Annotated in this window: 11 protein-coding genes and 4 tRNA genes; 10 read left to right on the forward strand and 5 right to left on the reverse strand. The window is 35.7% G+C overall.

Annotated elements, in window-relative coordinates; translation table 11 throughout:
• The first annotated feature begins 38 nt into the window (after positions 1-38).
• The 8 genes from alaS (at position 39) to rarD (ending at position 5,932) form a co-directional block, all read left to right on the forward strand.
• Positions 39-2,672, forward strand: a complete 2,634-nt coding sequence (alaS, locus tag A9G35_RS04955; protein WP_065635929.1) for an alanine--tRNA ligase — start codon at positions 39-41, stop codon at positions 2,670-2,672.
• Between the two features lie 142 nt (positions 2,673-2,814).
• Complete coding sequence (csrA, locus tag A9G35_RS04960) at positions 2,815-3,015, forward strand: carbon storage regulator CsrA (protein ID WP_065635930.1); 201 nt, start codon at positions 2,815-2,817, stop codon at positions 3,013-3,015.
• 121 nt (positions 3,016-3,136) lie between these two features.
• A tRNA-Ser gene (locus A9G35_RS04965) sits at positions 3,137-3,229 on the forward strand.
• Positions 3,230-3,249: 20 nt separating this feature from the next.
• A tRNA-Arg gene (locus A9G35_RS04970) sits at positions 3,250-3,326 on the forward strand.
• Positions 3,327-3,343: 17 nt separating this feature from the next.
• Positions 3,344-3,420 (forward strand) — tRNA-Arg (locus A9G35_RS04975).
• A gap of 21 nt (positions 3,421-3,441) precedes the next feature.
• Positions 3,442-3,518: transfer RNA gene (locus tag A9G35_RS04980), tRNA-Arg, on the forward strand.
• Between the two features lie 152 nt (positions 3,519-3,670).
• The gene (gene serS, locus A9G35_RS04985; RefSeq protein ID WP_065635931.1) at positions 3,671-4,963 is read left to right on the forward strand and encodes a serine--tRNA ligase; all 1,293 of its coding nucleotides are present in this window, start codon (positions 3,671-3,673) and stop codon (positions 4,961-4,963) included.
• 72 nt (positions 4,964-5,035) lie between these two features.
• The gene (gene rarD / locus A9G35_RS04990) at positions 5,036-5,932 is read left to right on the forward strand and encodes an EamA family transporter RarD (protein WP_065635932.1); all 897 of its coding nucleotides are present in this window, start codon (positions 5,036-5,038) and stop codon (positions 5,930-5,932) included.
• 304 nt (positions 5,933-6,236) lie between these two features.
• On the opposite strand, the gene A9G35_RS04995 is transcribed toward rarD, so the two are convergent.
• From A9G35_RS04995 to A9G35_RS05010, 4 genes are all read right to left on the reverse strand, one after another.
• Positions 6,237-7,583 (reverse strand): APC family permease, encoded by a 1,347-nt coding sequence (locus tag A9G35_RS04995; protein ID WP_065635933.1) that lies wholly within the window; start codon positions 7,581-7,583, stop codon positions 6,237-6,239.
• A gap of 115 nt (positions 7,584-7,698) precedes the next feature.
• Entirely contained in the window at positions 7,699-8,115 is a 417-nt protein-coding gene (locus A9G35_RS05000; RefSeq protein ID WP_065635934.1) for an OsmC family protein, read from the reverse strand.
• A gap of 190 nt (positions 8,116-8,305) precedes the next feature.
• The gene (mltB, locus tag A9G35_RS05005; protein ID WP_065635935.1) at positions 8,306-9,379 is read right to left on the reverse strand and encodes a lytic murein transglycosylase B; all 1,074 of its coding nucleotides are present in this window, start codon (positions 9,377-9,379) and stop codon (positions 8,306-8,308) included.
• A gap of 56 nt (positions 9,380-9,435) precedes the next feature.
• Positions 9,436-10,425, reverse strand: a complete 990-nt coding sequence (locus A9G35_RS05010; protein WP_065635943.1) for a 2-hydroxyacid dehydrogenase — start codon at positions 10,423-10,425, stop codon at positions 9,436-9,438.
• 219 nt (positions 10,426-10,644) lie between these two features.
• On the opposite strand from A9G35_RS05010, the gene A9G35_RS05015 reads away from it, so the two are divergent.
• Positions 10,645-11,907: an AmpG family muropeptide MFS transporter gene (locus A9G35_RS05015; protein WP_065635936.1), complete on the forward strand. Its 1,263-nt coding sequence runs from the start codon at positions 10,645-10,647 to the stop codon at positions 11,905-11,907.
• Between the two features lie 8 nt (positions 11,908-11,915).
• A complete protein-coding gene (locus A9G35_RS05020) occupies positions 11,916-12,578 on the forward strand; it encodes an NAD(P)H-dependent oxidoreductase (protein WP_065635937.1) in 663 nt (220 codons plus the stop codon).
• 187 nt (positions 12,579-12,765) lie between these two features.
• Here A9G35_RS05020 and A9G35_RS05025 read toward each other — a convergent pair.
• Positions 12,766-13,217: integrase core domain-containing protein (locus A9G35_RS05025; protein ID WP_141673717.1), on the reverse strand; the 452-nt coding region annotated here is incomplete at its 5' end.

Genomic DNA, 13,217 nt, shown 5'->3' on the forward strand with positions numbered 1-13,217 from the left:
AATGTTTAAAAATCTATCGTTTTTATATGGAAGCATAAATGAAAAGTACTGCAGAAATTCGTCAAAGTTTTCTTGACTTTTTCCATGACAAAGGACATGAAGTTGTCGCAAGTAGTTCCCTTGTTCCACACAATGACCCAACACTATTGTTTACTAATGCAGGAATGAATCAATTCAAAGATGTATTTCTTGGTGTTGATAAGCGTTCTTACACTAGAGCAACAACATCGCAACGTTGCGTCCGTGCTGGTGGAAAACATAATGATTTAGATAATGTTGGTTATACTGCTCGACACCATACATTTTTTGAGATGTTAGGAAACTTTAGTTTTGGTGACTACTTTAAACATGATGCAATACATTTTGCATGGGAATTATTGACCAGCAAAGAGTGGTTTAACCTACCTAAAGAGAAGTTAACCGTTACCGTTTATGAGACAGATGACGAAGCATATGCAATTTGGGAAAAAGAAATCGGTATTCCAAAAGAACGCATAATTCGTATTGGTGATAATAAAGGTGCTCCATATGCCTCTGATAACTTTTGGCAAATGGGTGATACCGGCCCTTGTGGTCCTTGTACCGAAATTTTCTACGACCATGGTGATCACCTTTGGGGAGGGCCTCCTGGTAGTGCTGAAGAAGATGGTGACAGATTTATCGAAATCTGGAACATCGTTTTTATGCAATTTAATCGTCATCCTGATGGAACAATGGAACCATTACCTAAACCATCAGTCGATACAGGAATGGGGCTAGAACGTATAGCTGCTGTTTTGCAACATGTCAATTCTAATTATGAAATAGATTTGTTTAAGAAGTTAATTAATGATGCTGCTAACATTATTCAAACTAAAGATTTAAAAAATAAATCTCTACGTGTTATTGCTGACCATATCCGCTCTTGTGCTTTCCTTATTTCGGATGGAGTATTACCTTCAAACGAAGGCCGCGGTTATGTGTTACGCCGAATAATTCGACGTGCAGTACGTCATGGTCATATGCTTGGCGCAAAAGGCATATTTTTCTACAAGCTTGTAAAACCATTAATTGATGTGATGGGAAGTGCTGCGGTTGAATTAGCCAATAATCAAAAACAAGTTGAAGACGCACTTAAACTAGAAGAAAAGCAATTTCTAAAAACATTAGAACGTGGACTATTTTTGCTTGATCAAGAGTTAACAAAAATCACTGGCAACATATTACCAGGTGATGTTGCATTTAAACTTTATGACACTTACGGTTTTCCACTAGATTTAACAGCAGATGTATGCCGTGAAAAGAATATCACGATTGATGAGGAAGGCTTTAACCAATGCATGGAAGAACAAAGAAAACGTGCTCGCGAATCAAGTTCATTTAGTGTTGATTATAGCAACGTCATAAAACTTGATGATAAAACTGAATTTTTAGGTTATCAAGCAACTGAAACTTCAGGAAAAATTATTGCTATATTTAGAAATGGCCAAAAAGTTGAAAGTATTCATGCAGGCGATGAAGCAATTATCATTCTAGACAAAACACCATTTTATGGCGAATCTGGTGGGCAAATTGGTGATAAAGGCTTATTAACAGCTGTAAATGTTGAATTTACAGTTTTAGATAGTCAAAAATATGGCAAAAGTATCGGGCATATAGGTAACATCATTAAAGGCTCTTTAAAAGTCGGAGACACAGTTACAGCTGCAATCAACGTTGAACTACGTGAACGTATTCGACGTAATCATTCAGCTACACATTTATTACAAGCTGCATTACAACATGTTTTAGGTAATCATGTTCATCAAAAAGGGTCTTTAGTCAATGATAACTATCTGCGTTTTGACTTTTCACATAGCCAGCCGATAACGCAAGAACAAATTATTGAAATAGAAAACCTTGTTAACCGACAAATTCGTCGCAATTTGCCAGTTGATATTGAGCTTATGCCGATCGATGAAGCCAAAAACAAAGGTGCTATGGCGCTATTTGGTGAAAAATATGACGATATAGTAAGAGTGCTTACTATGGGGGATTTCTCAATCGAACTCTGTGGTGGTACGCACGTAGATAGAACGGGTGATATTGGTTTATTTAAGATAATATCAGAATCAAGTATTGCATCTGGTGTACGTCGTATCGAAGCGACTTCTGGGCAAAATGCAATGGATCTAATACACTATGAGTCGAATTTATTAACTCAAATTGGGCAAATTATTAAAAGTGACAAATCAGCAGTTTTGACACGCATTGAACAATTGTCTGACCAAACTAAGCAACTTGAAAAGACAATTGAACAATTAAAAGCACAAAAAGCTAGTCAAGAAAGTGCTCAATTACTTAATCAATGCGAAAAAATTAACAATACCAATATACTTATTGCTAAACTTGACAATATTGAAGCTAAAGTATTACGCACTATGATTGATGATCTTAAAAATCAATTAAAAACCGCTGTAATTATTTTAGCTGCTGTTAATGATGGAAAAATCAATTTAGCTGCAGGTGTAACTAATGATTTAGTCAAAATTGTTAAGGCTGGTGAGCTAATTTCTCAATTGGCATTAAAAATAGGTGGTAAAGGCGGTGGGCGGCCTGATTTCGCTCAAGCAGGCGGGATGGATCTCTCGGCATTACCCGAAGCATTATCTTCGGTAAAAAAAGAAATCAGTAATAAATTACAAGCAAGTTAGCCATATATACTCAAATATTTGTTAATTAAATATTAGAGATTGCCACAAAATTCCATCTTTCTATCTTATAGATAGATGGAGGCTGACGAAGCTATATCTTAAAATTGTTTGGATATATACTTAACTGATATTAGGAGATCTCATGTTAATTTTAACTAGGAGAGTAGGTGAAACACTAATAATTGGGGATGATGTAGTTATTACCATCTTAGGCGTAAAAGGCAATCAAGTCAGAGTTGGTATTAATGCACCTAAAGACGTTTCTATTCACAGAGAAGAAATATATAACAGAATTCATCAAATACAAGATTCAACAGATGAATTTCCCGAGCCTAAAGGGTAATATTGGGCAGTAAATAAACAACCAGCACGCAGAAACAAAAAAATGTTTGACTTATTTTTTGTAAAAAGTAATATGTGCGCCACACATTATGATTTTGTTGTTCAAGGAATCATAATGTCTTGGTGAGATGGCCGAGAGGCTGAAGGCGCTCCCCTGCTAAGGGAGTATGCGGTCAAAAGCTGCATCGAGGGTTCGAATCCCTCTCTCACCGCCATTTTAAAAATTTAAAAATATGCATCCGTAGCTCAGCTGGATAGAGTACCCGGCTACGAACCGGGCGGTCAGGGGTTCGAATCCCTTCGGATGCACCATTTTAAAAATTCAAAACGCATCCGTAGCTCAGCTGGATAGAGTACCCGGCTACGAACCGGGCGGTCAGGGGTTCGAATCCCTTCGGATGCACCACTTTTTTTAACGAACTTACACGCATCCGTAGCTCAGCTGGATAGAGCACTCGGCTTCGAACCGAGCGGTCAGGGGTTCGAATCCCTTCGGGTGCGCCATTTCGGTTGAATCCCGACATAAATCTAGTATACTAAGATCTCAGTTTTTAATATCTAAAATCAATCTACTTTTTAATTTATATGTTTTGTTATCTATATTAAAATAACGACAAAGTAGAAAGATATACCCTAATTAATAATGGACACTATTTATGTTGGACCCGAATTTACTCCGAAATGAATTGGATCTTGTTGCTAAAAAATTAGCTCGTCGTGGATTTAAATTAGATGTTGATACTATTCGTCATCTAGAAGAAAAGCGTAAAGTATTACAAGTTGAAACCGAAAACCTACAAGCGGAACGTAATGCTCGCTCAAAAGCAATTGGTGAAGCAAAGGCTCGAGGCGAAGACATTACCGCTGTTCGTGAAGAAGTCAATAAACTTGGTGAAAAACTTAACAGCGCTAAAGCTGAGCTTGATATCTTACTAAACAAAATTAAAGATATCGCCTCGACCATTCCTAACATGCCTGATGATTGTGTTCCTGATGGTAAAGACGAAAATGACAATGTTGAAATTTCTCGCTTTGGCACACCAAGAACATTTGATTTCCCTATCCAAGATCATGTTGCATTAGGTGAACGTTTTGGTGGTCTTGATTTTGCAGCTGGCGTAAAACTAACGGGTGCACGCTTTGTGGTTATGAAATCACAAATAGCACGCTTACATCGTGCTATTACCCAATTTATGTTAGATTTACATACCGAACAACACGGTTATGCTGAAATTTATGTACCATATCTTGTCAACCAAGCAACATTATTTGGTACAGGACAATTACCTAAGTTTGCAGGTGACTTATTCCACACCAAGCCGCTAGACGAAGAAGCAGAAAGCAGTAATTATGCTTTAATTCCAACGGCTGAAGTCCCTGTAACTAATCTAGTGCGTGACGAGATTCTTGATGAAAGCGTATTACCATTAAAAATGACAGCCCACACTCCATGCTTCCGTTCAGAAGCAGGATCTTATGGTAAAGATACTCGAGGCTTAATCCGCATGCATCAGTTTGATAAAGTTGAACTGGTACAAATTGTTAAACCAGAAGAATCAATGAAAGCACTAGAAGAGCTTACAGCACACGCAGAAAAGGTACTACAGCTACTTGAACTTCCTTATCGTAAAATTGTACTTTGTACGGGCGATATGGGCTTTGGTTCATGTAAAACCTATGATCTTGAAGTATGGGTGCCTGCGCAAAATACTTATCGCGAAATATCGTCTTGCTCAAATATGTGGGATTTCCAAGCTCGCCGAATGCAAGCTCGTTATCGCAATAAAGCAGATAACAAAACTTATTTAGTCCATACCTTAAACGGTTCAGGATTAGCTGTAGGACGTACGCTTGTCGCCATTATGGAAAACTACCAACAAGCAGATGGCACAATTAAAGTCCCATCAGTTTTATTGCCTTATATGAACGGTGTTGAAGTTATTGGCTAAGTAAAACCAAACTTATTTAATAGCGCTACTTATTAGTTAGCGCTATTTTTTTATTAACAAAAGAGAAAGAAAATGATAAAAGGCGTCACACTTTTAATATTTGCATCATGTCTTTTTGCTTTGCTTTATTACTACCCTGTACTATTACAGCCATTATCTGTTATTGATATTTTTTGCTGGCGACTATTAACCTCGTTTCCTGCAATTATTGTATTAATTATCATCCAAAAACAATGGTCAGCAGTAACAGCCCTATTCACACGCATAAAACAGCAACCGCTTTATTTATTAGGACTGATATTTTCCTCTTTTTTGCTAACTATCCAAATGATGATTTTTATCTGGGCGCCAGTTAACGGACATGGACTATCAGCATCGCTAGGTTATTTTTTATTACCATTAACTATGGTCATTTCAGGACAAATCTTTTACAAAGAAAAACTCAGTTTTTTACAAAAAATTGCTGTTGGGTTAGCAGCTTTAGGGGTAATCATCGAAATCACAACCACAGGCGCATTTTCGTGGGAAACAGCCATTATAGCCTTAGGATATCCCATTTACTTCATCACAAGAAGAAAATTGCAAATAGAAGGGATTGCGGGCACATTTTCAGACTTCTTGTTTATTTTTATCGGTTGCCTTATTTACTTCTCGTTAAATTATAATGCACACAAAATTATTGGAGATATTGTCCATTTTCCGATTTATATTCCAATGTTAGGAATCATAACTGCTATTGCTTTTGCTATATACTTTTTTGCAAGGCAATTATTGCCGCTGGGGTTATTTGGCTTGCTCGGTTATGTAGAACCTGTATTGTTAACCATCGTTTCGGTATTATTTTTACATGAGACAGTATCTTCTGAGCATATTGCCTCATATGGGCTAATTTGGCTATCAGTATGCGTACTTGCTTTAGAAGGAACTATTTTTGTTTTACGAGCAATAAAACGAAAAAGAATACGATAATAATACTTAAAAATTTTCAATTTATATATAGTAGCCTAGTAGCTTGGTAAACTTGACTGGTGAAAAGTAATAATCTATTAAATAATAATTTAGAGTATTTATTTCACCTATTAGGCATCCATTTTACTAAAATAAATTTCAACAAATAATGAGCATCTGCTAAGTTAAATTTAAGTGATTATATTTAATTGCACTTTTATATATGTATAAAAACTCCGTAAACTACAAATATTAAGGAGAAAATAGACAAAAAACGAATATATACATATTTATTTGTAAACCTTCAATAAGCACATGGCATTGCTTACTTACTTTTTTCTAACCATATTAGTTGAGCTTGGCCTTTATTTAAACTGAGAATAATTATTCCCACGATGAACCAAATAACGCCAACAATCTTTGCATCATTATCAATATGAAATAACACAGGCAATAGCACCACAATACCAATAATTGGCATAACAATATCTAAAATCCACGAAAGCCATCCTTTTGAGCCTTTTTTAAGTTTAAAATAACCGATTACAGACAAATGCAACATAATAAATGCCGTCAATGCTCCAATATCAACAAATGATACCAAAGTGGGTAATCCTTTGGCATTATTAGCCGCAATGACCACTAGGCATAAATTAAATAATGCAGCAAATAAAACGGCTATTGTTGGTACACCAGTACTTTTACCAACTTTAGCAAAAAAAGACGGCAAACGTTTATCACGCCCCATACTAAATAAAAGACGACTTGCTGCAGCTTGTCCAACCATTGCAGCAAATGCAGCGCCAATAGCTTTCATAAAACTTAGTGACCATCCTAACCACAAATTAATTTCTTGATTGACAATATTATAATAAGCTTTACCTTGCAGTTCTGGGTGGCTACGCAAATATTCCGGGCTATAAGGATTAAGTAAGGCACCGATATAAATTTGCACTACAAATAAACAACCAGCTAAAATTAAGCAGATGATTATTGCTTTACTCACTAACTGATGGTGGCCGTGATTTTCTTCAGAAAATGTCGCAATAGCATCAAACCCCAAATAAGAGAGCACAGCAATAGACACGGCATTAAATAGGTTTCCCCAACTGAACAAATCCCCCCCAATAAAAGGTTGCAACCAATTTCGACTAATACCACTTGTTGCAATTACCCAAACTCCCACAGATAACACCGTAAACAGTACAATAATTTCAAATATTAAGATGATTAACGTAATTTTGGCCGATTTTTTAACACCAATTAAATTGAGTGTAGTGGTTAACATAACAGCCAAGCAAGTCCATATCCATATTGGCACTTCGGGAATTAAAGCATTGAGCGATATACCACTAAATAAGTAAGCAACCGCAGGAATAAACATATAATCAAGTAATAACAACCAACCTACTAAAAAACCAGCATGAGGATGAATACCAATAGAACAATAAGCATAAACAGCCCCTGCATGTGGCAGTGCATTTGCCATTCGAGCATAAGAAAGCGCGGTAAATGCCATTACCAACGTTGCAACAATATAGACTAAAACAATAGCGCCATCGCTTATCGCATCTAAAACACCAAATAGCCCTATCGGTGCTGCAGGGCCAATAAAAAGCAATCCCAGAATAACCAAATCCCGAAATCGCATATTTTTGCTTAACTGTTGCATAAAATCATGCTCTTATGGCAATTATCAATAAAATAAATATTAAATGATGAATGCAAAATGTGCTAAGATCTGCTTGTTATTAGCTTATAATTATTAGTTATAAGTATGCAATTTACTAATACTCTCTAATTTCATAGGTATAAGTCATTTTTGCTGTTTTACCAAGCATGATAGAGGCGCTACAATATTTTTCTGATGCAAGTTTTACTGCCATTTCAACGGCTTCGTTATCAATATTAATACCCGTAATAACGATATGAAAATTAATTGAGGTATACACTTTAGGGGAAGATTCTGCTTGAGTTTTATCAATATCTATCCAAAGATCACGTACATCCTTTTTTTTATTTTTTAAAATTGCAATAATATCATAAGCCATACAACCCGCAGCACCATGTAATAAAAGCTCCATAGGACGGGCTCCACGATTACGGCCACCATGCTCAATACCACCATCCATAACTAATGAATGCCCACTTGCTGTTTCACCTAAAAAACCAAAATCATCCACCCACTTTAAACGATCTTTCATTATTCGCTCCTTTTTATTTATCTTTAAACTTTACTAAATAACATAAACGTTTTTAATCATTCTGTCATCTTTTGACGCTGTATTATCGTTGTATTAATTGTTATGCTAGCCACAAAAAAGGTCGCAATCGCGACCTTAAAACTTCATAAAACATAAAAAAAAGCTAGATTAATACTAAACAACAAAATTGTTATCTTGCATCTTTAACTGCCAGTCCTAATTGCCAAACTGCCATAGCATAATGTGTACTGTGATTGTAACGAGTAATCACATAAAAGTTTGGTAATCCATACCAAAATTGGTAATTATCACCCATATCAAGCCGTAATAAGCTAACTTGTGTATGTCGATCTAACGAGCTTTGTGGTTTTAACCCAGCTTTTGCCAATGTTTCAATTGAATATTTAGTACTAAAACCAGTATCAAGTGATAGTGCTTGACCATCAGCCATTACAGCCACTTTTTTACCACGTTGCCAACCGTATGATTTGAAGTAGCTTGCCACACTACCAATAGCATCAACGGGATCCCATAAATCAATATGCCCATCATGATTAAAATCAACAGCGTGGCGTCTAAATGCTGATGGCATAAATTGACCATATCCCATAGCACCAGCAAATGATCCACTCAAATCAAAGGGATCAACGCCTTCATCTCGGCACATAACTAAAAAATCTTCTAATTCGTTAGAAAAATATTGCGCACGTCTTGGATAGTAAAATGCAAGAGTAGACAAGGCATCAATAATTTTAGTTTTACCCATCACTCTACCCCAACCTGTTTCAACACCAATAATACCAACAATAATTTCAGGTGGTACGCCGTATTCATTATAAGCACGCTGTAATTCTTTTTGGTATTGATTCCAAAATTCAACACCTCGTGGAAGGTTACTTGCAGTAATAAATTTATTTTTATATCGGATCCAAGCGCCATTTGGCACTGTTGATGAGCCTGCTTTTGGCGCTTGCTTATCCATTAGATTAATGACCCAATCAAGCTTATTGGCTTGTGCAAGCACATTACGCAACTGTTCACGGTTAAAACCATGTTTATTGACCATTCTATCGATAAACTTTTCTTGATCAACAGCTAATGGAGCGCTTGTGGTTTTTTCCTGATTATGATCTTTTTCAAGATAAACCCCACCCTTGACATTGGTATGTCCACGGTGTTCTTTCATTGGTGATGTTGGCGACCGCTTATTACTACAAGCTGCAAGCAATAAAATTAAACTAATAAATACAATAATGCGCTGCATAAAAAAACCATATTTTAAGTAGTTGAAAAATCGACAACATCATAAGATATTTATTATTATTTAACAATATTTGGGCATAATTTACCTTCAGATATTTGTTGAATATTATTTAACGTGGTATCTGAAATATTCAATAACGCTTCTTGTGTTAAAAATGCCTGATGCCCCGTAAAAATAACATTATGACAAGAAGACAAGCGACGAAAAACATCATCTAAAATAACATCATTCGATTTATCTTCAAAAAAGAGATCACGCTCATTTTCATAAACATCCATGCCTAAAGCACCAATTTTGGTTTTCTTTAAAGCATCAATAGCTGCAGTTGCATCAAGTAATGCACCACGACTAGTATTGATAATCATCACACCGTCTTTCATCTTTTGGAAAGAATCTTTATTCAATAAATGATAATTTTCAGGTGTCATAGGGCAATGTAACGTAATCACATCAGATTTTGCATATAACTCATCTAACTCAACATATTGCGCTCCTAATTCAACTGCAACATCATTAGGATAAGGATCATAGGCAAGAATATGCATACCAAAACCTTTCAAAATGCGGATAACTGCTTGACCAATTTTGCCCGTACCAATAACACCAGCAGTACGATTGTGCATATTAAATCCAGTTAATCCATCTAACGAAAAGTTAGCATCACGAGTACGCTGATAGGCTTTATGCGTTTTTCTATTTAGCGTCATCATTAACGCAACCGCATGTTCTGCAACTGCTTCGGGCGAATAAGCAGGAACACGAACAACAGTAATACCTAATTTTTCAGCCTCGGCTAAGTCAACATTATCAAATCCTGCACAGCGAAGTGCTAAAATTTTAATACCATAACTGGCCAATTTTTGGAGTACTTTTTTATCGATTTCGTCATTCACAAATGCACAAACCGCATTATAACCTTGAGCAGTAACCACTGTTTTATGACTTAATTTATGCTCATAATATTCGATATCAAAACCAAATTTTTTATTGGCGATATCTAAATGTTCTTTGTCATAATGCTTACTGCTAAAAACAGCAACCTTGATTGAACTTTTCATATTACTAACCCCTTTTGATGATAATTAGTGAATTTTTTAACTAAATGTTGGCATTAAATTTTATATTAAATCATATTTATTCAATGCGACTTTTGGTATTTCGAAAAATGACTTTAGGTAATAGTTTATCTTAGCATGTAGAATTATTTTTTTGTGTTGTGTGATATGATAGCACTTTGCAAAAAAACTAACCATTAAAGTTAAATAATGAATAATTCGCAAAATTCACTTTTAAAAACCATTTTTACTACCAAGATGATGATCTGCATTTTTACGGGTTTTGCTTCTGGTCTTCCTTTTTATTTATTATTACAGCTTTTACCTGCATGGTTAGAAAGTGATGGCATCAATATCAAAACGATTGGAATTTTTTCATTAACGCAAATTCCCTATATTTTTAAATTTATCTGGTCACCATTTATGGATGGCTTTTCATTGTTTAATTTAGGCAGGCGGCGAGGTTGGATGCTTGGATCTCAAATTGTGCTTATCTTTTCAATTGCAATATTGGGATTTTTTTCGCCTTCATTAAATATTTGGTTAATTGCAACTATTTGCTTCATTATTGCGCTATTTTCAGCAACTCAGGATATCGCACTCGATGCCTTTAGACGAGAATTATTACTTGATAAAGAATTAGGCCTTGGTAACAGTATTCATACTAACGCCTATCGAATTGCTGGTTTAGTACCAGGTTCATTATCACTTATACTATCAAACTCTCTGCCGTGGAATAGTGTTTTCATCATTACCGCACTATTTATGCTACCCGCTATCATAATGACACTACTAGTAAAAGAGCCGATTAGTCAAACATCCAAAAAACATGATTTCGAAGATGTTATCATTAAACCATTTAGTGAATTTATTACTCGAAATGGACCTAAAACAGCAATATTGATTTTAACATTTATCTTTTTATATAAATTAGGCGATAGCATGGCTACATCCTTAGCCACGCCTTTCTACTTACAAATGGGCTATAGTCGCCCCGACATTGGTTGGATTGCCAAAAATGCCTCTTTATGGCCAAGTGTGTTTGGGGCATTGATGGGTGGCATTTTGATGATCAAAATAGGCATAAACCGAGCATTATGGTCTTTTGGTGTTGTCCAAGTTATATCAATTTTAGGATTTATTTGGCTTTCTATAGAAGGACCTTTTAATACAATAGGAATATTTCAAAAAACGTTATTAGCAATAGTGATAGGGATTGAATCACTTGGTGTTGGTCTTGGTTCGGCTGCTTTTGTAGCGTTTATTGCTAAAACAACTAATCCACTTTATACCGCCACACAATTTGCTTTATTTACCAGCATTGCTTCAGTGCCAAGAACTCTAATTAATGCATCTACCGGTTTTATGGTTGAACACTTAGGATGGACAAACTTTTTTTGGTTATGTTTTATTCTTGCCTTTCCCGGTATGTTATTATTGTTAAAAGTTGCCCCGTGGAATAGCCAATCTTAGGAGAAAATATGGACAAACTAACCCAAGCATTCGACTTTAGACATGCATGTAAAAAATTTGATAATACAAAAAAAATTAATGATGATGATATTAAATATATTTTAGAAGCGGGTCGTCAATCTCCTTCATCATTTGGCATGGAGCCATGGCATTTTGTGGTTGTTGATAGTCACAAGATAAAAGTTGAATTACGTAATGTTTGCTATAACCAAGAACAAGTTACCAGCTGTTCACATTTTGTAATTGTACTTTACCGCAAAGCCAATAATTTTACGTTACAGAGCGATTATTTACGACAAACAATTGCACGCACTTTACCTGATCCAGATAATCAAACTACTATTGACATAGCCTGCCAAGCATTTATCAATTTTTGTGAACAAGGACTCGCTGACGGTTTAACAATAAATCATTGGTCAGAAATGCAAGATTATATTGCTTGCGCCAACATGATGACTGCAGCGGCATTTCGTGGTATTGACTCGTGTGCTATAGGTGGGTTTGATCATGATAAAGTCATAAAAATTCTAGAAAAACACATTCCACAATTTGCTGGTGAGTCATTTGGAGTAGGGCTATGTTTGGCTTTTGGTTACCGAATTAACGAACCAACAGCGCATATTCGTTGGCCACTTTCAGACTTAACCACATACCTATCAGATAATAGCTAAACTAATTTAACCACAGAACTACCTTCTATCACCAAATGGCGAGCTTTAATTCGCCATCATTACTTATAACTGTCTTTTTACTATAACCGTTACAAGTCTTACTACCGCATTTTTTCTGGTGTTTTTCATGAGGTAGACGCCGGTCATTTCTTCATTTAATACCATTTAATGGAATGGCAACACATTTTCAAACAAAAAAATTAAGGGGTAAGTGTTTTTTAAATTCAACGGGAGGCAAGTAGCCTAACGAAGAATGTAATCGTTTATGATTATACCAATAAGCATAAGCCGAAAAAGCGCGTTGTAACTCAGCCGTTGAGTTAAAACGTTGGCCTTTTACAAATTCCGTTTTAATTGTTTTAAATGTCGCTTCCGCTACCGCATTGTCATAAGGACATCCTTTCTTGCTTAATGAATGCGTGATATTAAATGTCTTAAAACAATCCGCTAATAACCGATTATCAAACTCTTTACCTCGGTCTGAATGAAATAAATCTAATTTCGATAATGGCAGTTTAATTTGGCTTAATGCCGACATAACAAGCTCTGCTGTTTTATGTTGACCAACATGGTAACCGACAATCTGCCTATCGGATAAGTTCACTAAAACACATAAATAGTTCCAACGTTGCTTAACTT

The sequence above is a fragment of the Gilliamella sp. Choc5-1 genome, assembly GCF_001690595.1.
In the GTDB taxonomy this organism is placed as follows: domain Bacteria; phylum Pseudomonadota; class Gammaproteobacteria; order Enterobacterales; family Orbaceae; genus Gilliamella; species Gilliamella apicola_M.

What these genes read in the sequence shown, in the direction of transcription:
- A9G35_RS05015 (WP_065635936.1), top strand. Translation starts at nt 10,645, where the DNA reads ATGAATAATTCGCAAAATTCACTTTTAAAAACCATTTTTACTACCAAG.
- alaS (WP_065635929.1), top strand. Translation starts at nt 39, where the DNA reads ATGAAAAGTACTGCAGAAATTCGTCAAAGTTTTCTTGACTTTTTCCAT.
- mltB (WP_065635935.1), bottom strand. Translation starts at nt 9,379, where the DNA reads ATGCAGCGCATTATTGTATTTATTAGTTTAATTTTATTGCTTGCAGCT.
- A9G35_RS04995 (WP_065635933.1), bottom strand. Translation starts at nt 7,583, where the DNA reads ATGCAACAGTTAAGCAAAAATATGCGATTTCGGGATTTGGTTATTCTG.
- A9G35_RS05000 (WP_065635934.1), bottom strand. Translation starts at nt 8,115, where the DNA reads ATGAAAGATCGTTTAAAGTGGGTGGATGATTTTGGTTTTTTAGGTGAA.
- csrA (WP_065635930.1), top strand. Translation starts at nt 2,815, where the DNA reads ATGTTAATTTTAACTAGGAGAGTAGGTGAAACACTAATAATTGGGGAT.
- A9G35_RS05020 (WP_065635937.1), top strand. Translation starts at nt 11,916, where the DNA reads ATGGACAAACTAACCCAAGCATTCGACTTTAGACATGCATGTAAAAAA.
- serS (WP_065635931.1), top strand. Translation starts at nt 3,671, where the DNA reads ATGTTGGACCCGAATTTACTCCGAAATGAATTGGATCTTGTTGCTAAA.
- rarD (WP_065635932.1), top strand. Translation starts at nt 5,036, where the DNA reads ATGATAAAAGGCGTCACACTTTTAATATTTGCATCATGTCTTTTTGCT.